The sequence below is a fragment of the Marinomonas arctica genome (genome assembly GCF_003259225.1).
In the GTDB taxonomy this organism is placed as follows: Bacteria; Pseudomonadota; Gammaproteobacteria; order Pseudomonadales; family Marinomonadaceae; genus Marinomonas; species Marinomonas arctica.
In genome coordinates this window covers 37,269-62,529 of the sequence record NZ_QHJF01000019.1, presented here as the reverse complement: position 1 = coordinate 62,529, position 25,261 = coordinate 37,269, and the positions used below count along the sequence as shown (strand labels likewise).

The 25,261-nt window shown below is 43.4% G+C and carries 21 protein-coding genes and 2 tRNA genes; 6 read left to right on the top strand and 17 right to left on the bottom strand.

What is annotated here, in order from left to right; all coding sequences use genetic code 11:
- Positions 1-68 precede the first annotated feature (68 nt).
- From DK187_RS12520 to DK187_RS12490, 7 genes are all read right to left on the bottom strand, one after another.
- A tRNA-Asp gene (locus tag DK187_RS12520) sits at positions 69-145 on the bottom strand.
- A gap of 7 nt (positions 146-152) precedes the next feature.
- Positions 153-425: an HU family DNA-binding protein gene (locus tag DK187_RS12515; RefSeq protein ID WP_012069435.1), complete on the bottom strand. Its 273-nt coding sequence runs from the start codon at positions 423-425 to the stop codon at positions 153-155.
- A 124-nt stretch (positions 426-549) separates the two neighbouring features.
- On the bottom strand, positions 550-2,943 hold the full coding sequence (lon, locus tag DK187_RS12510; protein WP_111607688.1) for an endopeptidase La: 2,394 nt from the start codon (positions 2,941-2,943) through the stop codon (positions 550-552).
- Between the two features lie 214 nt (positions 2,944-3,157).
- The gene (gene clpX, locus DK187_RS12505; RefSeq protein WP_111607687.1) at positions 3,158-4,438 is read right to left on the bottom strand and encodes an ATP-dependent protease ATP-binding subunit ClpX; all 1,281 of its coding nucleotides are present in this window, start codon (positions 4,436-4,438) and stop codon (positions 3,158-3,160) included.
- 16 nt (positions 4,439-4,454) lie between these two features.
- Entirely contained in the window at positions 4,455-5,087 is a 633-nt protein-coding gene (gene clpP, locus DK187_RS12500) for an ATP-dependent Clp endopeptidase proteolytic subunit ClpP (protein ID WP_111607686.1), read from the bottom strand.
- A gap of 74 nt (positions 5,088-5,161) precedes the next feature.
- A complete protein-coding gene (tig, locus tag DK187_RS12495; protein WP_111607685.1) occupies positions 5,162-6,487 on the bottom strand; it encodes a trigger factor in 1,326 nt (441 codons plus the stop codon).
- Between the two features lie 118 nt (positions 6,488-6,605).
- Positions 6,606-6,682, bottom strand: a tRNA-Arg gene (locus DK187_RS12490).
- A gap of 485 nt (positions 6,683-7,167) precedes the next feature.
- Here DK187_RS12490 and DK187_RS12485 point away from each other — a divergent pair.
- Positions 7,168-8,028: a YihY family inner membrane protein gene (locus tag DK187_RS12485; protein ID WP_111607684.1), complete on the top strand. Its 861-nt coding sequence runs from the start codon at positions 7,168-7,170 to the stop codon at positions 8,026-8,028.
- Positions 8,029-8,067: 39 nt separating this feature from the next.
- The gene (locus tag DK187_RS12480; RefSeq protein ID WP_111607683.1) at positions 8,068-8,619 is read left to right on the top strand and encodes a hypoxanthine-guanine phosphoribosyltransferase; all 552 of its coding nucleotides are present in this window, start codon (positions 8,068-8,070) and stop codon (positions 8,617-8,619) included.
- Between the two features lie 93 nt (positions 8,620-8,712).
- Here the strand turns inward: DK187_RS12480 and sthA are convergent, their stop codons facing one another.
- The 9 genes from sthA to DK187_RS12435 form a co-directional block, all read right to left on the bottom strand.
- The gene (sthA, locus tag DK187_RS12475) at positions 8,713-10,107 is read right to left on the bottom strand and encodes a Si-specific NAD(P)(+) transhydrogenase (protein ID WP_111607682.1); all 1,395 of its coding nucleotides are present in this window, start codon (positions 10,105-10,107) and stop codon (positions 8,713-8,715) included.
- Positions 10,108-10,128: 21 nt separating this feature from the next.
- The gene (gene nqrM / locus DK187_RS12470) at positions 10,129-10,362 is read right to left on the bottom strand and encodes a (Na+)-NQR maturation NqrM (protein ID WP_111607681.1); all 234 of its coding nucleotides are present in this window, start codon (positions 10,360-10,362) and stop codon (positions 10,129-10,131) included.
- A gap of 40 nt (positions 10,363-10,402) precedes the next feature.
- Positions 10,403-11,416 carry an FAD:protein FMN transferase gene (locus DK187_RS12465; protein ID WP_111607680.1) on the bottom strand — a complete coding sequence of 338 codons (1,014 nt, stop codon included), beginning with the start codon at positions 11,414-11,416 and terminating at the stop codon, positions 10,403-10,405.
- A gap of 62 nt (positions 11,417-11,478) precedes the next feature.
- Complete coding sequence (nqrF, locus tag DK187_RS12460) at positions 11,479-12,705, bottom strand: NADH:ubiquinone reductase (Na(+)-transporting) subunit F (RefSeq protein ID WP_111607679.1); 1,227 nt, start codon at positions 12,703-12,705, stop codon at positions 11,479-11,481.
- 42 nt (positions 12,706-12,747) lie between these two features.
- Positions 12,748-13,356 carry an NADH:ubiquinone reductase (Na(+)-transporting) subunit E gene (gene nqrE / locus DK187_RS12455; RefSeq protein WP_111607678.1) on the bottom strand — a complete coding sequence of 203 codons (609 nt, stop codon included), beginning with the start codon at positions 13,354-13,356 and terminating at the stop codon, positions 12,748-12,750.
- Complete coding sequence (locus DK187_RS12450) at positions 13,357-14,019, bottom strand: NADH:ubiquinone reductase (Na(+)-transporting) subunit D (RefSeq protein ID WP_111607677.1); 663 nt, start codon at positions 14,017-14,019, stop codon at positions 13,357-13,359.
- Positions 14,019-14,819, bottom strand: a complete 801-nt coding sequence (locus DK187_RS12445; protein WP_111607676.1) for a Na(+)-translocating NADH-quinone reductase subunit C — start codon at positions 14,817-14,819, stop codon at positions 14,019-14,021. Before DK187_RS12445 ends, DK187_RS12450 begins: the two co-directional genes overlap by 1 nt.
- On the bottom strand, positions 14,812-16,008 hold the full coding sequence (locus tag DK187_RS12440) for an NADH:ubiquinone reductase (Na(+)-transporting) subunit B (protein ID WP_111607675.1): 1,197 nt from the start codon (positions 16,006-16,008) through the stop codon (positions 14,812-14,814). The genes DK187_RS12445 and DK187_RS12440 overlap by 8 nt, the downstream gene beginning before the upstream one ends.
- A 3-nt stretch (positions 16,009-16,011) precedes the next feature.
- Positions 16,012-17,349, bottom strand: a complete 1,338-nt coding sequence (locus DK187_RS12435; protein ID WP_111607674.1) for a Na(+)-translocating NADH-quinone reductase subunit A — start codon at positions 17,347-17,349, stop codon at positions 16,012-16,014.
- Positions 17,350-17,790: 441 nt separating this feature from the next.
- Between DK187_RS12435 and folX the strand changes: the two genes are divergently transcribed.
- The 3 genes from folX to DK187_RS12420 are packed head-to-tail and all read left to right on the top strand — an operon-like array spanning position 17,791 to position 22,257.
- On the top strand, positions 17,791-18,159 hold the full coding sequence (gene folX, locus DK187_RS12430; RefSeq protein WP_204355628.1) for a dihydroneopterin triphosphate 2'-epimerase: 369 nt from the start codon (positions 17,791-17,793) through the stop codon (positions 18,157-18,159).
- 7 nt (positions 18,160-18,166) lie between these two features.
- Entirely contained in the window at positions 18,167-21,580 is a 3,414-nt protein-coding gene (mfd, locus tag DK187_RS12425; protein WP_111607673.1) for a transcription-repair coupling factor, read from the top strand.
- A complete protein-coding gene (locus tag DK187_RS12420) occupies positions 21,577-22,257 on the top strand; it encodes a CsiV family protein (protein WP_111607672.1) in 681 nt (226 codons plus the stop codon). The genes mfd and DK187_RS12420 overlap by 4 nt, the downstream gene beginning before the upstream one ends.
- Before the next feature lie 110 nt (positions 22,258-22,367).
- Here DK187_RS12420 and sohB read toward each other — a convergent pair whose 3' ends face one another.
- Complete coding sequence (gene sohB, locus DK187_RS12415; protein WP_111607671.1) at positions 22,368-23,414, bottom strand: protease SohB; 1,047 nt, start codon at positions 23,412-23,414, stop codon at positions 22,368-22,370.
- A gap of 248 nt (positions 23,415-23,662) precedes the next feature.
- Here sohB and nhaB point away from each other — a divergent pair, with 248 nt between their 5' ends.
- Complete coding sequence (gene nhaB, locus DK187_RS12410) at positions 23,663-25,165, top strand: sodium/proton antiporter NhaB (RefSeq protein ID WP_111607670.1); 1,503 nt, start codon at positions 23,663-23,665, stop codon at positions 25,163-25,165.
- Positions 25,166-25,261 lie beyond the last annotated feature (96 nt).

The following is a 25,261-nucleotide window of genomic DNA, read 5'->3' as shown; positions in this document are numbered from 1 at the left end:
CCGAATGAATGAATTAAATAACAAATAAAAAAGGTGCATTCCGCTTGGAATACACCTTTTGTGTCTAATGGCGGAACAGACGGGACTCGAACCCGCGACCCCCTGCGTGACAGGCAGGTATTCTAACCAACTGAACTACTGCTCCAAAAACATTAGTTTACAGCGTCTTTTAGACCTTTACCGGCTTTAAAACCAGGAACTTTCGCTGCTTTAATTTGGATTTCCTCACCAGTTTGAGGATTACGGCCTGTACGCGCCGCACGTTCTTTCACTGCAAAAGTACCAAAACCAACTAGTGTAACCTGGTCACCTTTTGCCAAAGCCGCTTCAATTGCTTTTAGAGTAGCGTCAAGAGCATTGCTAGCAGAAGCTTTAGATAAATCAGCAGACGCTGCAATAGCATCAATCAATTCAGATTTGTTCACGTTGTACCCCTTCAGTATTTTCGTGGTTCCTTAGTATTTTTTTCGGCGCAATATAACCTACCAAAAAGGCCGAGCGAGAAGTTATACAAGCCCAACCTACTCCCTGTCAACACAGGATATGCTTCTAATGATGACTTACAGTTTCTTGTTCATCAACAGTTTTTTCACTCGAAGGCAAGGTTTCTACCTTTTTTGGTGAAGGAATGTACTCCAAAGCGATATCAAGCACCTCATCAATCCATTTAACAGGTATGACGTCAATGTCTGCCTTGATATTATCAGGAATTTCCTTCAAATCACGAGCATTTTCTTGTGGAATAATCACGGTTTTTATCCCACCTCTGTGAGCCGCTAGAAGCTTCTCTTTGAGTCCACCTATGGGTAGCACTTCCCCACGCAACGTAATCTCGCCAGTCATCGCCACAGAGGCTTTAACAGGGATCTTAGTTAACACGGAAACAATTGCGGTACACATTGCCACACCAGCACTCGGCCCATCTTTCGGAGTGGCACCTTCTGGCACGTGTAAATGCAAATCCGTTTTTTCATGAAAATCATCGTCAATTCCAAGACCAACGGCACGACTTCTCACCACGGTTAACGCCGCTTGAATGGACTCCTGCATGACATCACCGAGGGATCCGGTTTTCACATGGCGACCTTTACCAGGCACTCCTGCCGCCTCGATGGTCAATAATTCACCACCTACAGAGGTCCATGCCAGTCCGGTTACTTGACCAATTTGATTTTTTTCTTCTGCTTTGCCATAACTAAATTTATGCACCCCAGAAAAATCTTCTAAATTGTCGCTTGTCACTTCCACAGCGGCAGACTCTTTTTCTTTGCTCAAGGCTTGCTTTTTCACAACTCGGCGGCAAATTTTACTCAATTCACGCTCTAGACCACGAACACCCGCCTCTTTGGTGTAATAACGAATCACGTCCATCAGGGCACCATCAGTCACCTTGATTTCAGTTTCTTTGAGACCCGATAACTTAATCTGTTTGGGCAGCAAATAACGCTTCGCAATGTTCAACTTCTCATCTTCGGTGTAACCCGGAATTCGAATTACTTCCATACGATCCAAAAGCGGGCCAGGAATATTCATACTGTTAGAGGTACAAATAAACATGACATCAGACAAGTCAAAATCCACTTCAAGATAATGGTCATTGAAAGTATGATTTTGTTCCGGATCAAGCACTTCCAAAAGCGCAGACGCTGGATCACCACGCTGATCCATCCCCATTTTGTCGATTTCATCCAACAGAAAGAGCGGGTTCTTCACTTTTACCTTAGACAGTTTCTGTAACAACTTACCCGGCATTGAGCCAATGTAAGTACGGCGATGACCGCGTATCTCAGCTTCATCACGCACCCCACCCAGCGCCATGCGAACGTATTGACGATTCACCGCTTTCGCGATGGATTGACCAAGGGACGTTTTACCCACACCTGGAGGCCCAACCAAACACAAAACAGGGCCTTTGACCTTCTTGACGCGCTGCTGCACAGCAAGAAACTCTAGAATACGCTCTTTGACATCCTGTAGACCGTAATGATCTTGATTCAAGATTTTTTCAGCATACGCTAAGTCATTACGTACTTTACTGCGTTTTTTCCAAGGCAAGGACGTTAGCCAATCGATGTAACCACGAACCACAGCGGCTTCTGCCGACATAGGTGACATCATGCGAAGTTTCTTCAACTCCCCTTCCGCCTTTTCCTTTGCCTCATCAGACATACCAACTTGAGCAATTTTTTCCTGCAGTAAATCCAGTTCATTACTGCCATCTTCCATATCACCCAACTCTTTTTGAATCGCCTTCATCTGCTCATTCAAATAGTACTCACGCTGGCTTTTTTCCATTTGCTTCTTAACACGGCTGCGAATATTTTTTTCAAGATGTGCAATATCAAGTTCGCCATCCATCAAACCAATAAGGTACTCACCACGCCCTGTCAGAGAATCTATTTCCAACACTTTTTGCTTATCTTCAAGCTTTAAGCTCATATGACCGGTGATGTTGTCGATCAACTTTGCAAGGTCATCTATGGATTTTAGTGACGCAACCACTTCAGCGGGAATACGCTTACTGCCAGCCACATATTCATCCAACTGCTTAAGCAGGGCATGACGAATCGCACCATGCTCGGTTTTGTCTTCTTCTTTTAAATCCAGCTCAACAATACGACCTAAGACAAAACCGTCTGCCTCTTCCATCTTTTCAAGGCGTGCACGCTTACCACCTTCGACCAGCACTTTTACCGTGCCATCCGGCAGACGCAACAATTGCATTACTTTTGCAGTGGTACCAATAGAATAAAGATCCGCCATTGAAGGGTCATCTTTAGACGCATCTTGCTGGGCAACTAGAAACACCTGTTTATCATTTTCCATGGCAGACTCTAAAGCCGCGATGGATTTAGCACGACCAACAAAAAGCGGCAGCACCATATGGGGATACACAACCACATCACGCAGTGGCAACATTGGAAGGAGCAAAGAATCTGTCATATTTTTTTTCCAATCCGGGCACATAAAAAAACGCGCACTTTTATATTTCAACATTGATTAGGAAAGAGATAGGGGCGAAGCCCAAAATTACAAGCACTATCACCATTTGAATTTAGTCTACACAGTGTTTTGACGTGAAACATCATAAAAAAAGCCGAATTTAAGCAATAATACTTAAATTCGGCTTCGTCTTTCGTTATCAAGCGCTGAAGAGTTAGGCGTTTTTAGCCAACTCTTCTTTTTCCAACACCATCAATGGTGCTGTCTCACCGCGAATGGAAGGCGCATCCATAACAACTTTCACAACATCGTTACGCGTTGGAAGTTCGTACATACAATCCAATAAAGCAGATTCTAATATACTACGCAAACCACGAGCACCCGTTTTACGTTCCAACGCTAATTTAGCCGCTTCACGCAAAGACTCAGGCGAAAACTCAAGCTCAACTCCCTCTAACTCAAAGAGGTGCTGATACTGTTTAACAAGCGCATTTTTAGGCTGACTCAAGATGGTCATTAGTGCTTCTTCATCCAGCTCAGAAAGCGTTGCCACTACTGGCAAACGACCCACAAATTCTGGAATCAAACCAAATTTAACCAAATCTTCCGTTTCTACACGGTGAACCGCTTCAGAAAAAGAGCGACCTTCTTCTTTGCTTTTTACTGTGGCAGAAAAACCAATGCTGCTCTTTTCGGTTCTATCACTAATCACACGCTCTAAACCCGCAAACGCACCACCACAAATAAACAAAATATTGGATGTGTCCACTTGCAAAAATTCTTGCTGAGGATGCTTACGACCACCTTGAGGAGGCACAGATGCAACCGTTCCTTCGATTAGTTTTAGCAAAGCCTGCTGAACACCTTCACCAGATACGTCACGCGTAATGGAAGGGTTATCAGATTTTCTAGAAATTTTGTCTATTTCATCAATATAAACAATACCGCGCTGTGCTTTTTCAACATCATAATCACAGTTTTGTAGCAATTTCTGAATAATATTTTCTACGTCTTCGCCAACATAACCCGCTTCGGTCAATGTGGTGGCATCCGCAATAGTAAAAGGCACATCCAGAACGCGTGCAAGCGTTTGCGCAAGCAAGGTTTTACCACTACCTGTTGGACCGATTAGCAAAATATTACTCTTGCCAAGCTCAATGCTGGTATCTGTTTTACCTTGGTGACGCAGACGTTTGTAATGGTTATAAACGGCAACCGCTAAGACACGTTTCGCCTTATCTTGTCCGATAACATAATCATCAAGTGCAGCGCTCAATTTTGATGGCGTTGGCAGCTCATCACCAGAGCTGCTGTCATCCGCAATTTGAGACAACTCTTGCGTAATAATGTTGTTACACAGATCCACGCACTCATTGCAGATATAAACAGACGGTCCAGCAATGAGTTTTTTTACTTCGTCTTGGCTCTTTCCGCAAAAAGAGCAATATAATAACCGATCAGAGTGGTCGCCACGGCTAAACTTATCATCCGACATCTATTCCACCCTTTTGTTAAACTTTTCGTTTCTGCAAAATTTCATCAATCAAACCGTACTCTTTTGCCATTTGTGGATTCATGAAGTTATCACGATCCGTATCCATAGCAACTTGCTCAATTGGCTTGCCAGTATGAAAGGAAATGATTTCATTTAATTTATGCTTAATGCTTAAAATTTCGCGAGTATGAATTTCAATATCAGAGGCCTGACCTTGATAACCACCCAATGGCTGATGGATCATCACTCGTGAATTTGGCAAGCAATAACGTTTTCCTGCCGCGCCCGCCGTTAACAACAGCGCACCCATGCTAGCAGCCTGACCAATGCACATAGTACTAACGTCTGGCTTAATAAACTGCATTGTATCGTAAATCGACATACCTGCCGTTACAGAGCCACCAGGCGAATTAATATACAAATGAATGTCTTTGTCAGGGTTTTCTGACTCTAAAAACAATAACTGAGCGACAACCAAGTTGGCCATGTGATCTTCAACTTGACCAACTAAAAATATCACTCGCTCCTTAAGTAAGCGCGAGTAAATATCAAATGACCTTTCTCCACGAGCAGTCTGTTCAATAACCATTGGAACAAGGCCATTACTTGTAATAGCAACAGGACCGGTAGTTGGGTTCATCAAATTCATATCGCATTCCTTAAAACAAAAAAGTCGACATAACAAATGCTATGTCGACCTTATTAAAAAAGATAAGACTCGTCTTATGCTTCTTCCCCAGCCTCTTCAGCTCGGGCATTTGGCTTGATAGCGTCTTCATATCCCAATGTTACTTCAGTAACTTGGGCAGATTCCAACAGTTTATCAACAACTTGCTCCTCAAGTACAGCAGATTGCACTTGCGCCAATTGTTCTTTGTTCTTTAAGTAAAAATCAATCACTTGTTGTGGCTCTTGGTAAGCCTGAGCCATGTCTTCTAAGAAAGAACGCACACGGTCATTATCCACTTTCAAATCGTCTTTTTTGATTACTTCAGAGATAAGCAAACCAAGTTTAGCGCGTTTTTTGGCTTCTTCTTGGAATAACTCAGCTGGCAACTGAGACGCATCAAAACCTTGACCACCAAACTGCTGAGCAGCTTGCTTACGAAGTGCATCCACTTCTTGATCAATAAGAGCAGAAGGTACTTCCACTTCGTTGATTGAAGCTAGACCTTCGAACAAGGCATTTTTCAATTTAGCTTTGATCGCTTGATTCAGCTCACGCTCCATATTTTTGCGTACTTCAGCACGCAATGCAGCCACTGTCGCTTCTTCTAGACCAAATTTCTCAACGAACGCATCGTTAAGTTCAGGAAGAATTTGCTCGGCAACAGCAGAGACCGTAATTTTGAACGTCGCTTCTTTACCTTTCAAATTCTCTGCTTGGTAATCTTCAGGGAAAGTCACAGCGATAGTGCGTTCTTCACCTGCTTTAGCGCCCAAAATACCTGATTCAAAGCCAGGGATCATAGTGTTAGAGCCTAATACCAATTTATGACCTTGAGCAGCACCACCCTCAAACGCTTCGTCGCCTAGGTAGCCAACAAAGTCGATCGTTACTTGATCGCCATCAGCAGATTCACGCTCAACAGCAGACCATTCTGCATTTTGCTTACGCAGTGTTTCTAGCATGACATCAACATCAGCTTCAGTCACTTCTGATACTACGCGATCTACTTTAATCGCAGAGTTATCAGCCAATGTTACTTCTGGGTACACTTCTACCTTAACAACAAACTCAAGGTCAGCGCCTTCAGCAAAGTTCTTAGGTTCAATTGAAGGCATGCCAGCAGGTTGAATAGATTCTTTTTGAATCGCTTCAACATATGCATCACGCATAATTTGTTCAACAGCATCTAAACGAATGCCTTGGCCGTAACGTTTCTTAACAACGCTAACTGGCACTTTACCTTTACGAAAACCGTCAATGCGAATTGTCTTCGCTGTTTTAGCCACTTCAGAATTTACTTTTTCGTCCACACGAGCAGCGGGAACACTGATTGTCAGAACGCGCTCAATTGGAGACGTTGTCTCTACAGAAACTTGCATAAAACTTCCTCTCGGGAACTTGCTTTAATTTGTTGGCAATCTCGTCATTAACAAGACATACATTCAATTACCAGCCAACAAAACCTAAATAAAAATTAATTAAAGTAATGGACTGAAATGGTGCTCCGTACTGGATTCGAACCAGTGACCTACCGCTTAGAAGGCGGTTGCTCTATCCAACTGAGCTAACGGAACTATGCTCATTACATTTCATGTGGTGGGCTATTATAGGGATGGAATAGCAATCGTCAACCAATAGACATAAAAAAGCCCAGTAAAACTGGGCTAAAAATGACTATTTGCAACCAAGGAACCGAGAATAGTTAAAATTCACTACTCCGCAGCACAAATATCACAAAAGGAACGAGGTAAATATTACAAGCAGACCTAACAAAAAACAAGCTAAGTGCGCCAAAAGGAATCACCTTGCACTGTGTTTGTGCAATGTGCATTGAAAAGAAGATTAAGGATATTTTTTAAATTAAGCTGACAGCCAAACGAATCAGCAAAATACATTTAAAACAGTGAAAAGCATGATGCAAAAATCAAAAAACAAGTTAGACCAAAATAACAGCTAGCATTAAAAATTTAGGCATAACAAGCCATCCAAGAGCTTAGGAGTCGTGAAAAAATCTCAGGCTATGATATCGTAACGGTTCAACCAAGAGAGTTTCATCACCATGCCCGATCGTCTTATGTATTTTTTTCTTATCTTCAAACGTTATGGATATTTGACCATTACAAGATTCAAAAACAGCAACCTGTCACAAAAGGCGGCACAACTTACACTATCAAGTCTATTAGCTGCGGTTCCTATCATCACCATCATTGTAGGCATACTCAGCTTCACGCCAGCTCTTGAGTCAATGCAAACTCAATTATTTAAACTCATTGAGCAACACCTTGCACCAGGCTCCAGTGACATCATGATGCCTTACCTCATTAAATTTTCAGCACAAACGAAAAATCTGCCTGTGGCTGGCCTGATCGCCCTATTTGTTACCGCCCTATTGTTGCTCAACAGCTTTGAAAGTAGCGTTCAATCAATTTGGGAAATCAAGAAAGCCCGAAAAATCAGAGAAAGACTGCTCACTTACTGGGCCATTCTCACATTAGGCCCCATTATTTTTGCCTCATCGTTAAGCCTATACGGCACACTTATATCCATGCAGATATATGGGGTACAAACAAATGCTTGGCTTGATAATCTATTAGAGCTTGGCAGCATCATTCTCTACTTCTTGATGTTGTTCACACTGAATTTTTTAACACCGAATGCTGAAGTATCGGCAAAGTGGGCAGCCATCTCGGCTTTTGCTGGCAGCGTGGGTCTGTACTTATTAAACACCCTATTTGGCTCGTTCGCGCAGTTTTTTGCAGGCTATCAGGTCGTTTATGGTGCGTTTGCAGCCATACCCATTTTTCTTGTCTGGCTACAAAGCTCGTGGCTTGTTGTACTCGCTTCAATCTGCCTGTGCGCCACCTTGCATAACATAAAGCACACTTCTCAACAGAAAAACTTAGCATCTGGTCAGGATTAATGTAAAATCCCGCCAATTTTTTTCACAATAGGGCTTACCATGACGAATACAATCAACGACCTAAACAAAATTTTAGATGAAGCGGATTGCTTAGTCGACGAAGTAAAACTCAATGAAGCCCTTGATAAAATGGCATCTCAGATTTCAGCCGATCTCGCTGATAAAATGCCTCTTGTTCTGTGCGTAATGAACGGTGGACTTATTCCAACGGCCGCCCTAATAGAACGCTTACATTTTCCATTAGAATTAGACTACATCCATGCGACACGTTATGGAATGGAAACCGAAGGCGCCTCTCTAAACTGGCTAAGCTACCCGCAAACCAGCCTAAAAAACAGACACATATTGGTCATTGACGATATTTTTGACCAAGGCCACACGCTGCAAGCTATCGTAAACTGGCTGGAACAACAGGGAACCAGTAGTGTATACACTGCCACCGTGATCAACAAACTGCACGATCGCAAAACAAATATGACACCTGATTATATTGGTACAGAGGTAGCAGATAGATTTTTATTTGGTTATGGCATGGATTACAAAGGCTTTTTCAGAAACCTGAAAGGCATTTATGCCATCAAAGGCAGCTAAGCTGACTAAGAGATTAAAAATTCATTAAGTTATGATTAGCCAACAAAAATGCCCACTTCAAAGTGGGCATTTTTATTTCTCTATTCTGTGCGACTAAAAAACGCGGTTGAATCCATTTAACGCCGCAACACGATAAGCCTCAGCCATGGTCGGATAGTTAAACGTAGTATTTAAAAAATACTTCAAAGTATTCTGCTTGCCTGGCTGCTTCATAATAGCTTGTCCGATATGAACAATCTCTGATGCTTGGTCACCAAAACAGTGAATACCCAATAACTCAAGTGACTCACGATGAAACAGTATTTTCAACATCCCTACGGCTTCGCCAGTGATTTGAGCGCGAGCTGTGTTTTTAAAGAAAGCACGACCCACTTCATAAGGCACTTTTTCAGCGGTCAGTTCAGCTTCTGTTTTACCAACAGAACTGATCTCAGGAATAGTGTAAATACCTGTCGGCACTTCACTAATGAATTCCCCACCTGCTAGACCAAACATGTTGGCTGCCGCTGCACGCCCTTGATCGTAAGCAGCACTTGCCAAACTTGGCCAACCAATGACATCACCAGCCGCATAAACACTCTCAACCTGAGTTTGATACGTGTCATTTACCGCTAACTGGCCACGTGCATTGGCCTCTAAGCCAATCGCCTCTAAACCTAAATTGTCGGTATTACCAGAACGCCCATTACAAAACAGCAATGCATCAGCACGTATCTTCTTGCCTGACGCCATATGCATCACAACACCACGCTCTGTTGTCTCAACAGAATCATAGGTTTCATTATGACGAATCAGCACACCACCATCACGAAGGTGGTAACTCAAGGCATCGGTAATCTCGTCATCTAGGAAACTTAACAATTTTTTCGCTGGGTTAATCAGTTCAACTCGAACACCCAATCCGCAGAAAATCGACGCGTACTCACACCCAATAACACCCGCACCATAAATAATCAAAGAACGAGGAGTATGACTCAAACTCAAAATAGTATCAGAGCAATAGATACGAGGATGGGAAAAATCAATATTGGTTGGTCGGTATGGGCGAGAACCCGTAGCGATCACCACTTTTTTGGCCACCAGTAATTCCGGCCCTTTTTCATACGTATTTACTTCGATGGTGTTCACATCTTTGAACTTACCACGCCCAAAATAAATATCAATGCGGTTACGTGCGTAATATTCAGTACGCCCCATAACCTGCTTATCAATAACACGGTTTGCTCGATCCAACACTTTCGGAAATGAAAACCAACGAGGTTCACCAATATCACGGAACATAGGATTGGTGTTAAAGGCAATAATCTCTTTAACAGCATGACGCAAGGCTTTTGATGGAATAGTCCCTAAATGCGTACAACTTCCGCCGACTTGTGAACTGGCTTCAATAACCGCCACTTTTTTGCCTGCCTTCGCGGCACTCATCGCCGCGCCTTCTCCCGCAGGGCCCGTACCCAAAACCACAACATCATAATGTCTTGTTGTCATAACACCCTCTTCACTATTCAATTATTTCGTTGCGTCATAAAATGTGTCATCAGAGACCTTCTCGGCGACATTCTTTTTTGTCTCTTTTTCACACTTACCTTTATCGCCACCACAAATATCGCAAGCCACTTCCATGCCTAATGCACTCATACCACCGCACGAGCCAGAAATTGGCTTTCTTCCCATCAAGACACCAACAGACATAGCAGTAACCAACAAAAGCATAAGGACAAATGCTAAAACAATCGTCAACATAACTTTTCTCCTATAAACAAAAATACAAAAAATAGCTCACTTACTTTAAGTAAGGCTTAAAGGCATCCGATGGACGCTCTTCAAAACCAAAATCCGTTTTCACCAGCAAATAAGCGGCAATACCATTCTCTTGCGCAAACTCATAGCCCTTTTCCGGTCCAAGCACCGTAATGGCGGTAGCAAGACCATCGGCCATCGTTGTGGTTGTATCTACCACAGTAACAGATACCAAACGATGTGTAATCGGCCTTCCCGTAAGCGGACTTATAGTATGGGAATAACGCACACCATTTTGTTCAAAATAATTTCGATAATCGCCCGATGTCGCCAACGCTATGTTGGTTACATCTATAATTCTGTCTGCAATATTATGACCACCAGCCGGACTTTCAATGGCTACACGCCAAGGCGAACCATCCGGTTTCACGCCTTTTGACGAAATCTCACCACCGACTTCAACCAAGTAGCTTTCAATTCCTTTGTCCTGCAAAACTTTGGCCACAGCATCAACGCCATACCCTTTTGCAATGGATGACAAATCCACATAAATATCTTTTTCTTTGCTTAAACGAAGACCATCAAGCGTTAAAAATTGATAACCTACTCTCGATTTGGCCGCTTCTATCTCCGCTTCAGTTGGCACCTTATCTTCTCGTTTTCCTGGACCAAACCCCCAGAGATTCACCAAAGGACCAATCGTCACATCATACTCACCACCGGTCATGCGACTTAAGAGCAAAGCTTTATCAATAACGTAAGCCATCTCTTCACTTACCGTGAGTGATTGTCCTGCCGTTAATTTGTTAAATTCAGACAACTCAGAATTCGGATCGTAGGTCGACATAAGCTTGTTGACCCTTACCAAGACAGCATCAACGTCATCTTTTAGATCCCAAGGGTTTTCAACCTCTTCCGTGGTATAAAATTTAACCGTATAAGTTGTCCCCATTGTTGGGCCAGAGAAACTCACTAATTCTGGCGTAAACACGGAAAGTCTATAAAAAACGGCAACAATAATAAGTAGGAAAACTGGGAACAGTATTTTTTTACGCATAAAGAGTCTTTTTAATTGCCAATAAAACAAAGACCCACCAGATGGTGGGTCTTTATCAGGTGCTAGCCACCGAAATCATCAAGCAAAATGTTTTCTTTTTCGACACCTAGATCTTCTAACATTTTGATCACAGACGCGTTCATCATTGGAGGTCCACACATGTAGAACTCACAATCTTCTGGCGCTGGATGATCTTTTAGATAACTTTCATAAAGGACATTATGGATAAATCCAGTTTTGCCTTTCCAGTTATCTTCTGGCTGAGGATCAGAAAGTGCCAAATGCCATTCAAAGTTTTCATTTTCTTCTTGAAGCTTATCGTACTCTTCCACATAAAATGCTTCACGAACACTACGAGCACCGTACCAGAAAGAAATTTTACGCTTAGAATTCAAACGCTTAAGCTGATCAAAAATATGAGAGCGCATTGGCGCCATACCTGCACCGCCCCCTACAAACACCATTTCAGCGTCTGTATCTTTAGCGAAGAACTCACCAAAAGGACCGTACACTTTGATCTTATCGCCTGGCTTAAGACTGAACACGTAAGATGACATTTGACCTGGAGGTAAATCATCTTTTCCTGGCGGCGGAGAAGCAATACGAATATTAAACTTAACAATGCCTCTTTCTTCAGGGTAGTTCGCCATTGAATAAGCACGAATAACGGTTTCATCTACCTTAGAAACAAACTTCCAAAGGTTAAACTTATCCCAATCACCGCGATACTCTTCTTCGATATCAAAATCTTTGTAATGCACAGTGTGAGCCGGCGCTTCCAACTGAACATAACCACCTGCACGGAAGTTAACGTTTTCGCCTTCAGGCAATTTCAACGTCAACTCTTTAATAAAGGTCGCTACGTTAGGGTTAGACTCAACCGTACATTCCCATGCTTTAACACCAAACACCTCTTCAGGCACTTCTACATCCATGTCCTGTTTCACAGAAACCTGACAAGATAGACGGTAGCCTTCTTTTTCATCGCGACGCGTGAAGTGAGATTGTTCCGTGGAAAGCATAGAGCCACCACCGCTCATAACCTTACATTTACACTGAGCACAAGTACCACCACCACCGCATGCGGACGATAGAAAGATACCACTGTTTGCTAATGTTTGAAGCAACTTACCACCTGCGGGCGCAGTCACTTCTTTTTCACCATTGATGCGGATTGTAACGTCACCAGTACTTACCAAGCGTGCACGAGCGGCAAGGATAATTGCCACTAACGCAAGCACGATAGCCGTGAACATCACCACACCTAGAATAATTTCTAAGTTGACCATGTTAGTTAAACCTTATTCTTGGTTGTCTAAATGTGCGGCCGATTAAAGCTGCACACCCGAAAATGACATAAAACCTAAACTCATCAGACCAACAGTGATAAAAGTGATACCAAGACCACGCAATCCTGCAGGAACATCTGAATATTTAAGTTTCTCCCGAATACCAGCTAGCGCAGCAATAGCAAGCGCCCAACCAACACCAGCACCTACACCGTAAACAAGACTTTCACTGAAGTTATAGTCTCGTTCCACCATGAACAAAGAAGCACCCATGATGGCACAGTTTACTGTAATCAACGGCAAGAAAACGCCCAGTGCGTTGTACAAAGCAGGCATGTACTTGTCTAGTGTCATCTCTAGTATCTGAACCACAGCGGCGATAACACCAATGTAGCTCAACAAACCTAGGAAGCTTAAATCAACACCACCCAAACCGGCCCACTCAAGAGCACCATCTGCCAAAAGATTTTGATACAACAAGTTGTTCAGTGGCACAGTAATCGCCAAAACCACCACAACGGCAATACCCAAACCTATCGCTGTTTCTACTTTTTTAGACAATGCTAAAAAAGTACACATACCTAGGAAGAATGCCAATGCCATGTTTTCAACAAAAACGGCCTTAATAAACAGACTAATTAAATGTTCCATTTATAGCGCCTCCTGAGAACGAGAATTTGCCGCAATTTTAAACTCTGGCGCTTCAACTTGCTCTTTCTTATAAGCACGCAAAGCCCAAATAACCAAGCCAATTACGAAGAATGCACTAGGCGGAAGCAACATCAAACCATTCGGCTGATACCAACCACCGTTTTGTACCGTCGCAAAAATCTCAACGCCAAACAATTTACCTGCACCGAAAAGTTCACGGAAGAACGCCACCACGATCAACATCGCACTGTAGCCCAAACCGTTACCAATACCGTCTACAAAGCTCATTACCGGTCCGTTTTTCATGGCAAATGCTTCAGCACGTCCCATTACGATACAGTTTGTAATGATAAGACCGACAAACACGGACAACTGCTTACTGATTTCAAAAGCAAACGCTTTCAGAATCTGATCAACCACAATTACCAAAGAGGCAATAATGATCATCTGTACGATAATACGAATACTATTCGGTATGTGATTACGAATAATCGCAATAAAGAAGCTGGAGAAAGCCGTTACCAAGGTCAAGGCGATCGCCATAACCAAACTAACACTCAAACTGCTCGTCACCGCCAATGCAGAACAAATACCCAATATCTGCAAGGCGATTGGGTTGTTCGCAAGAATCGGCCCAAAGAGGACTTTTTTCACATCAGACATTATTGAACTCCTTCACTACGTAGCTGTGACAAGAACGGTCCAAAACCATCTTTCCCCAACCAGTATTGAACAAGATGAGTTACCCCACGACTTGTCAATGTTGCACCAGATAGACCATCTACTTTATACATTGCCTTAGGATCAGAACTGTCTACACCACCTTTAGCAAGCTGAATAACCGCTTCGCCTTCGTCGTTGTAAACTTTCTTGTCTTTCCACAAAGCTTTCCAGTTAGGGTTATCTACTTCGCCACCTAATCCAGGTGTTTCAGCTTGGTCGTAAAAACCAAAGCCAAGCACTGTATTGAAATCGCTTTGCAAAGCCATAAAGCCGTACATAGTTGACCATAAGCCATAACCATGAACAGGTAGAATGATACGCTCAATCGTATCACCCGACTTCACAAGATAAACCGCCGAAAAATTGGCACGACGCTTAATACTTGCTGGGTCTTCCTCAGCTTTTAGAGCAATGGACAAATTAGGGTCTTTCGCCGCTGCTTGCTGATTGAAAGTCGCGACATTAATGCCAGCCTCTTTCATTTCCTCTTCCGTTGCGAATGCACCTGTTTGTAGGTTAACAATACGCGTTTCAACCGTTTCGAAAATCTCGTCAACAGACTTGCCTGACTCAAGCATGCCAGCCGCCGACAAAATATTACGTTTACGGTCTAAATCTTTATTGGTGTTCTGTATAGGCTTAAGACCTACTGCTGCGGCTGCAACAAAAATAGAACAAACCAAACACAAAGATAAAGCAACTATAATGGTCTTTTTAATACTATCGTTACTGCTAGCCATTGCGTGCAATCCTCCGTTTAATGTTCGCCTGAACAACAAAGTGGTCAATAAATGGCGCAAACAAATTCGCGAACAAAATTGCCAACATCATACCTTCTGGGTACGCAGGGTTAACAACACGAATCAGCACAACCATCAAACCAATCAATGCGCCATAGAACCACTTACCACGATTCGTCATTGATGCAGACACAGGATCGGTTGCCATGTACATCATACCAAAGGCAAATCCACCCAAGACAAGATGCCAGTACCAAGGCGTTGCAAACATCGGGTTAGTATCGGAGCCAATGAAGTTCAATAGCCCAGAAGTTAGAACCATACCCAGCATAACCCCAGCCACAATGCGCCATGCAGCAATTCGCATGATCAACAACGCACCACCGCCGATCAAAATAGCCAGTGTGGATGTCTCACCCATTGAACCTTGGATAAATCCAAAAAACGCATCAGACCAAGCAACGGTTAGACCAGGAACACCATCTGCAGCCAATTGGCTCAATGCTGTTGCACCAGAAAACCCGTCAACCGCTGTCCACACCGTATCACCTGACATAGAAGCAGGGTACGCGAAGAACAAAAAGGCACGACCAGCCAAAGCAGGGTTAAGGAAGTTTTTACCCGTTCCACCAAACACTTCTTTCGCCAATACCACACCAAAGGTGATACCCAAAGCTACTTGCCATAAAGGCACAGTCGCAGGCAAAGATAAGGAGAACAAGATTGAGGTAACAAAGAAACCTTCGTTAACTTCATGTTTACGCACAGACGCAAACAATACTTCCCAGAAACCACCTACAACGAAAGTCACAAGATAAACAGGCAAAAAGTACATTGCGCCGTAAATCATGTTGTCCCATATGCTGGAAGCATCATAGTTGGTTAGACTGCCAATAATGCCGTGGCGCCAAGAATCTGCCGCTGTAACACCCATGGCGTCCATAGCCGTATTGGCTTGAAAACCAATGTTGTACATACCGAAAAACATTGCTGGAAATGTACACATCCACACCAAAATCATAATGCGTTTCATATCCACCGCATCACGAACATGGGAACCATTTTTGGTCACTGAACTTGGACGGTAAAAAATAGTATCTACCGCTTCAAAAAGCGCATACCACTTTTCGTATTTTCCACCTGAATGAAATTCAGGTTCGATTTTATCAAGTACTTTTCTAAGCCCCATGAATCAACCCTCTTTCTCTATTAGAGTTAGGCAATCCCGAAGGATCGGGCCATATTCGAACTTACCTGAACAACTGTAAGTACACAAAGCCAAATCTTCTTCGTCCAATTCAAGCGCACCAAGCTTCTGAGCTTGCTCTGTATCGTTCACCACCAAAGCACGTAGCAATTGTGTTGGAAGGATATCAAGCGGCATGACACGCTCAAAGTTACCAAGTGGCAACATAGTACGATCACTACCATTTGTCGTGGTGGTCATATCGAAGGATTTCTTTCCTGTTAGCTTAGACAAGAACACATTCATAATAGAATGCTTTTCTACGCCAGCACGAAGATAATGCATCATTTGACGCTCACGACCTTCTAACAGAACAGACACCTGATTATGGTAACGACCTAAAAAGGCATAAGGCCCTTTAGCGGCACGACCTGAAAGTACGGATCCAGAAACAACGCGATTGTCACCATCAGCCAATTCACCCGACAACAAGTTATCAAGGCTTGCACCAACTTGAGTACGCACCAAGCGAGGCTTTTTAACTTGTGGACCCGCTAAAGAAACCACTCGCTCAACACTTAACTCACCAGTAACGAATAACTTACCGACCGCTACAACGTCTTGATAGTTAATAGACCAAACCGTCTTTTTATCATTAACTGGATCAAGGAAATGTATGTGAGTACCAGCAAGACCTGCTGGGTGAACACCGGCAAACTCTTCAACCGTTACATCAGATGTGGTTGGAATTTTTGCACCCGCTGCTTTACAAACAAAGACCTTACCTTCCGTTAAACGCGTTAACACAGTAAGACCATCAGCAAAGGCTTCAGCTTGATCAGCCAAGACCACTTCAGGAGAAGCAGCCAATGGGTTGGTATCCATTGCCGTCACAAAAATAGAGCTCGGAACGGATGCCACTTCAGGCACTTTTGAAAATGGACGAGTACGGAACGCAGTCCATAAACCCGATTCGACCAAATTATCAACCACCTTACTGCGCTCTAAAGACTTCAATTCAGAACCAGAGTAAGAGGCGAAGGTTTCAGACTCGTCACCCTCAACATTGATAACTAATGATTGAAAGACACGTCTTTCACCACGATTGATCGCAGCAACGGTTCCAGAGGCAGGAGCCGTGAACTTCACGCCCTCTGTCTTCTTATCCGTAAAGATGACTTGACCTTTCTTAACCTTATCCCCTTCCTTGACCAGCATGGTGGGTTTCATTCCATGATAGTCTGGACCAATCACAGCAACTGCTTTCACAGCAGCGGCCGTCTCAATCACTTGATTGGGAGCACCTGAGATCGGTAGATCTAGGCCTTTTGTAATTTTATACATATGTTCTGCCCAACAATAAATTGAACACAAAAAGCGTAATGTGTAATGCTCACACCCCCCTCCGGGAAAACATGCACGAGCGAACAATCAATCTTAAGATAATTGTAAAACACAAACTCACTTCACCAAAAAACCGACGTATTATAAAGATCATTCCCCCCATTGACCAGCTCATGAAGCGGACTTTAAGCACCAACTTTTACTTAAAAGCACAACTTGCTCCTTATTCACTGACGTGTAGCCATAAAAAAATACTTTTTTTTGTTATTTTATTACATGATAAGAGACAATCCAGTTCACTAAACCGACTTAGCAAATTAAATCAACGTCAGGCAATCCAAATAGGAAGATCAGCCGTACTTTAGTCGGTTGCCATATCTAATTGAAAACGACACAATATCGCCTAACAAATGAATAGGCTCAAAACACGGAAGCAAACCTATGATCAAACCAGAAGCTCAAATTCATATTAAAAACTTACGTTTAAGAACCTATATTGGATTCAATGAATCGGAAAAGCAGAACAAACAGGACGTTGTGATTAATGCTTGGATACACTATCCAGCCTCTCAAGCCTATGACACAGACAACGTAGAAAACGCGGTAAACTATCGAACCATTTGCAAGGAAATGATTGCCCACACTGAAAACAATCGTTTCTTACTGCTTGAAAAATTAACAGCAGACCTACTGGAACTGTGTATGTCTTCAAGTCATGTTACTTTTGCGAAAGTAGAAGTGGCAAAACCACATGCATTACGTTTCGCAGACTCTGTTTCATTAACACTGTCCGCCACTAGAGATCAATAAGCCTAACATGTCAGAAACCGTTTCAATCACCCTAAAGCCCGGCTTCAAAAACGTCATTAATGGTTTAGATGGCAGTCGTAAAGCCCTGCAGTTGCTAGCCATTGCCGCTCAACATAAACGGCCCATTCTCATTATGGCCAATACAGTTGCCGAGCTAAATGAGCTTGAAGATGAAATACTGTTTCTAAACCAAAATAAACGCGAAATACTCCGATTCAGTGACTGGGAAACCTTGCCATATGATGCCTTTTCCCCCCACCAAGACATCATTTCTCAACGCCTAGAAACGTTAGCGAAGCTGACGGAAACTAAGCACCCAATTGTCCTGACAACCGTGGCATCCTGCTTAACTCGCCTATGCCCCAAACAACATTTAGATGCACAACGCTTCCATTTAAAAGAAGGGCAAGAACTGCCTCTTGAAGACTTATCCCGTAATCTCACGAACGCAGGCTATCTAAACGTAGAAAATGTCCACGAGCATGGCGAATATGCCATTCGCGGTGCTTTAATGGATGTGTACCCAATGGGGGCGGATAATCCAATTCGTATAGACTGGTTTGATAACGACATCGATTCTATACGCTGGTTCGACCCAGAAACTCAGCGCAGCATCAATAAAGTGACAGAAATAAAAATGCTGCCTGCAAAAGAGTTTCCAACCACGGCGCAAGGCATCCAGCAATTTCGTCAAGCGTTTAGAGAGCGCTTTGAAACCAATCCGCTTTCCAGTCCTATTTATCAAGACATGTCCAGCGGCATTATCCCTGCGGGCATAGAATACTATCTGCCTTTATTTTTTGATCAGACCGCCAGCGTATTCGACTATCTACCAGATGACACCCTCATCGTACGCGCAGATAATTTTAATGATCAGTTTGCCAGTATTAAACTCGACTTCCGCAGCCGTCACGAGTCACTCAATTACAATATTGAACGCCCCATTTTAAAGCCTGATGAAATCTGCTTGAGAGAAGACGAGCTGTTTGCGAAACTCAACCAGTATACCAACATTATTTTTTCTGCCACCGGTGAGCACCCTGCCTACAACGCCCTTGATGTGGTAAAAATCGACTCCCGAGCAGAGCAACCACTGAGCAAATTACAGCATTTTCTTGCCACTACCACAGCAAGAGTTCTCATAGTGGCTGAATCAGCAGGCCGGCGAGAAGCACTGCTCGATTTACTCAAAAAGCACAATATCAAACCGAAACAGGTTGACAGCTGGGAAGCCTTCACAAAATCGACCAAATCGCTTGCTATCACGGAGGGTAACATTGGTCGCGGCTTCATCATCAACAATGAATTAGCGCTCATTCCTGAAAGCGAAATACTGGGTGAGCGTGTTTCTCAGCATCGCCGACGCAACAAACAAAACAATATTAGCGAAGACGCTATTATTCGCAATCTCACTGAATTGCGATTAAACGCCCCCGTTGTTCATATCGACCATGGTGTCGGCCGCTACCTTGGATTAACCAACTTAGAAATCGATGGGCAAGAAACAGAACTACTCACCCTTGGCTACGCCAATGAGGCAAAGCTCTATGTTCCCGTATCCTCATTGCAGCTGATTTCTCGTTACACTGGCGCAGACGAAGACACCGCACCATTACACAAACTTGGTACAGATAAATGGAGCGTTGCGAAGCAAAAAGCCGCTGAAAAAGCACGCGACACTGCAGCAGAATTGCTAGAAATATACGCCAAGCGCGAAGCCAGAGTAGGCCACGCCTTTGCCAAACCAGACGACCAATATGAGCTATTCGCCGCGGGCTTCCCATTTGAAGAAACCCCAGATCAACAAATGGCCATTGATGCCGTTATGCGCGATATGTCCACCAAAAAGCCGATGGACCGTTTGGTATGTGGCGATGTTGGATTCGGCAAAACAGAAGTGGCCATGAGAGCGGCCTTTCTGGCGGTGCAAGATGGCAAACAAGTGGCTGTCCTCGTACCAACCACCCTACTCGCCCAACAGCACTATGAAAACTTTTGTGATCGATTTGCTGATTGGCCGGTAGAAATCGAATTGCTATCTCGTTTTCGGTCTGGCAAGCAATCCAACACCTCTATTGATCGTCTAGAATCAGGCAAAGCCGATATTGTTGTCGGCACGCATAAACTGATTCAAAGTGATATTAAGTTTGCCAATTTGGGCTTGGTTATTATTGACGAAGAACACCGCTTTGGCGTCAAACAGAAAGAACAATTTAAAGCCTTAAGAGCGGAAGTTGACATACTGACTCTCACGGCGACCCCCATTCCCCGAACATTAAATATGTCTTTGTCTGGTATTCGCGATTTATCCATCATCGCCACGCCCCCAGCAAAACGTTTATCTGTAAAAACCTTTGTCAAACAGAAAGACGAGCACCAGATCAAAGAAGCCATATTGCGTGAATTGCATCGCGGCGGGCAGGTTTATTACTTACATAATGAAGTACAAACCATTCAAAAAGCCGCAGAAGAATTAGAAGAACTTATTCCAGAAGCTCGCGTCATTGTGGGTCACGGGCAAATGCGTGAAAGAGAACTGGAACAAGTGATGTCCGATTTTTATCACAAACGCGCCAACGTACTCGTCTGCTCGACCATCATAGAAACCGGCATCGACATACCGAATGCGAATACCATTATTATTGAACGCGCAGACAAATTTGGTTTAGCGCAACTGCACCAATTACGTGGACGCGTTGGCCGATCACACCACCAAGCTTACGCTTACCTACTCACACCCAATGATCGCAAGGTCACCAGTGATGCCGAAAAACGCTTAGAGGCCATTATGCTCGCCGACAAGCTAGGGGCTGGCTTCACTTTGGCCACTCACGACCTAGAAATTAGGGGCACAGGGGAACTATTAGGTGACGGCCAGAGTGGTCACATTGAACATGTTGGCTTCTCACTCTTTATGGACATGCTGGACAGAGCCGTCAAATCATTAAAAAATGGCGAATCGCCTGATATTGATATTACCTCACCCGCTCAAACCGATGTGAATTTGCGAGTCCCCGCACTGATACCAGAAGATTACTTAGGCGATGTACATTCACGCCTGATTCTGTATAAACGCATTGCCAGCGCGAAAGTCAGTGACGAACTGAAAGACCTACAAGTGGAAATGATCGACCGCTTCGGGTTACTGCCTGATGCCACCAAAAACCTATTCCGCCAAACTGAGCTCAAACTCAAGGCAGAAAGCCTTGGCATTAATAAAATTGAAGTCAACGCAAAAGAAGGTAAAATCATCTTCAACAGCAAAACGCCAGTTGATCCGATGAAACTGATTAAACTCATTCAAACAAAGCCAGATGTTTATAAACTCGCAGGCTCTGACACCTTGAAGTTTTTAGTATCAATGAACAGCGCAGAAGAGCGCTTCCAGCACACAACGATGACTTTGGAATTATTACATTGAAAGCCTTAATTTGTACTTTATTATCCTTAACGCTGTTAACCAGTGGCGCTTATGCGGCTGACAACCGCTTTGATCCGAATACTGCCAAGGCCTATGAGGCCTATGTGGTTACCTTTATGTGGCCTGAAGGCCAGTCAAGCGAACAAGTGAGTTACAAAAACATCTTACCAACTGACCGACTTGTTCGTTTTCCAGCACCCAATGACGTCGCAGGCAGCACACTTAGCAGCAACCAAGCATCGCCATTTGGCAATAGACTGGGCCGTCAGGTAAAAATCCTTGCTAACCAAAAATGGACGCTCATCTTTAAACAGCCAGGTGACACCATCAATAAAAGTTTGATTAGCCAACAAAACGTAAATGGTTATCCTGTATTAACCGGCAATGTCGCTATCACTCTGGGACGGTATTTAGAGTCAGACATACGCTATCAGCATTATTTGTTTGGCCGCGCTCAACAAACAGCTTCTACGCCTCAGGACAAAAACAGTACGCCGCTACCAATCGCACCCACAACAGCCAGCTCGGCAGAATTAACGCCTACATCGGTACTTAAATTACGCCAGACCAATCGAACCGCTAGCAAAAAGGTCAACTATTTAGACCACCCAACCATAGGCACTCTAATATACTTTGAACCGATTGAATTGGAACAGGCCATCTCACAACAGCAGTGACACCAGAAAGTGACTTGGGCAATAAATAAGGTATAACCTCTCTTTCCCGCAACGAACGCTTAAATAAAAAGGAGCTTACAAAAGCTCCTTTTTACTAACCCAAAAATAGACTAATAACCGCGAGACTGGGCCAACTTACCCACCCAAGCAATGGCTTTTTGCTCAATCACTGAAAAAAATGACAACCCTAAGCGCTCAGCCATGCCTTTCGGTTGTTTGTACGCTAAGCGAATCACTTCCGCCGTACTATAATGAGACACCAGATAGGCATCGCTGGTCATCACGACATCAACCAATTTGTTGTCTAATGCCTCCGAACCGTACCAAGTCTCACCGGTGGCAATACTTTCGATGTCTAACTGCGGACGCTGACCTGACACAAACCGTTTAAAAAGATCATGGGTATCTTCTAAATCTTGCTTAAACTTTTCTCGACCCTCATCGGTGTTTTCACCCAACATAGTCAAGGTGCGCTTATAACGCCCTGCCGTGTGCAATTCAACATCAATAAGGCTTTTATCTAATAACCGATGTACGTTTGGAATTTGCGCAACCACACCAATGGAACCCAAAATTGCAAAGGGCGCTGCGATAATTTTATCCGCCACACACGCCATCATATACCCACCACTGGCAGCGACTTTATCCACGCAAATTGTTAATGGGATATTCGCCTCTCGGATACGCTGTAACTGGGAAGCCGCCAGACCGTAACCATGTACGACGCCACCACCACTTTCTAAACGCACCACCACTTCGTCCTGCGGCTTGGCAACACTTAAAATAGCCGTTATTTCTTCCCTCATCGTTTCAACCGCGGACGCTTTGATATCGCCATCAAAATCCAACACGTACAAGCGTTTTTTTTCCACTTCTTGCACATCGGACCCTTTAGACTCTTTTTTCTGAGATTTTTTTTCTAGCTTGGCTTTTTTCTTTTTTTCTTTCTCTACACTTTTTAACGCTTTTTTATCCATTAATTGACGATCCAACTCCGCCTTCATCGCATCATATGTCTCGTTTAATTTGGTAATAGATAAGCTACCAGGTTGCGATTTGCGCTTTCCGCTTGCCACTATTGCTAACAAGAAACCAATCACCACAGCAACACTGATTAACTTCAGCAAAAAACCGGCATAGTCAGTTAAAAATTCCAACGTTCATTTCCTCTAAATAATCATAAGTTCTTGGCATATTGGGGATATTTTTACAAATAACAATCATATTTACTCATATTTCACTATAGATACTGTCAAGCATATGCCTTATTATCTGCACACTTTGATAGACCCTGAGCATTTTTCAGCCTAAAAACATCAGAAAACTAACAAGATTTTTTTGTTTCATCAGAAAAATCTCGTTAATTTTTTGCACATTTTCAGTGTTTTCCTAAAAGGAGTAATCAATGAAAGCCTCTCTGTCCCAAGCACTAGGAAGAAACTTCCTCGGTGCATCACCACTGTGGTACAAGCAAGTCATCTTAGCGTTTCTGATTATCAACCCGATTGTCTTAGTGGTGTTAGGGCCATTTGTCGCAGGCTGGCTATTAATTATTGAGTTTATATTTACACTGGCGATGGCGCTAAAATGCTACCCACTACAACCTGGAGGATTACTTGCCATTGAGGCCGTGGTTCTTGGCCTTACTTCTCCCGAAGGCGTATATACCGAAGTCTCTCACAACATGGAAGTTATTTTACTGCTCATGTTTATGGTGGCTGGTATTTACTTCATGAAAGACATGCTGCTATTTATTTTTAACAAGCTGCTAGTCAAAGTAAAATCGAAAGTTATCATCTCATTAATTTTTAGTTTTTCTGCTGCGCTGCTCTCGGCTTTTTTAGATGCCTTAACGGTAACAGCCGTTCTGATCAGTGTCGGCGTTGGTTTTTATTCGGTTTACCACAAAGCAGCGTCAGGCCAAAGCTCTAATAAAAATCACGATCATGGTAAAGACGACTCGATTTTGCCAGTCAACACAGAAGACTTGAACGAATTTCGTTCGTTTCTACGAGATTTATTGATGCACGGTGCCGTTGGTACCGCACTCGGTGGCGTCGCAACGCTAGTAGGCGAACCGCAAAATTTATTGATTGCTAAGGTGGCTGGCTGGGATTTTGGCGAATTTTTCATGAATGTTGCCCCTGTCTCAATGCCTGTCTTAATTTGTGGTTTATTAACGGTGATCGTTTTAGAGAAGACCGCTTGGTTTGATTACGGCGCTCAATTACCAGATACCGTTCGAGATATTCTTAATAATTTTGAACAAGAAGAAAGTAAAAAACACACCAGCAAAACCAAAGCTCAACTGATTGTGCAAGGCATTGTTGCTATTATTCTTGTGCTGTCTCTTGCCTTCCATGTTGCAGAAGTTGGACTGGTCGGCTTAATGGTCATTGTGCTGTTAACGTCATTCAACGGCATCGTCGAAGAACGTCAAATTGGTCATGCATTTGAGGAGTCATTACCCTTTACGGCATTATTGGTGGTATTTTTCACCGTGGTTTCCGTTATCCATTCGCAGCATCTGTTTCAGCCTGTCATTGACGTAGTGCTACAGATGCCAACAGATCGCCAACCAATTATGCTGTTTATTGCCAATGGCCTATTGTCTGCAATCAGTGACAATGTCTTTGTTGCAACCGTATATATCAATGAAATAAAAGCCGCACTGGATGCTGGAACCATTACTCGTGAGCATTTTGATACCCTAGCTGTTGCTGTCAATACGGGAACGAACTTACCAAGCGTAGCAACACCAAACGGTCAAGCCGCGTTCTTGTTTTTGCTTACCTCAGCCATTGCGCCACTATTACGATTGTCTTATGGAAAGATGGTGTGGATGGCTCTGCCTTACACCATAGTATTGAGCATTGTCGGTGGATTATGTGTTGTTTACTTATTGTAATAGTTCTCTGATTTACCAATAAGCCATATAGCAAAACACTGCAAAAAAAACCAATCTGTTTAATCAAGATTGGTTTTTTTTATTGAGACGCTTTTA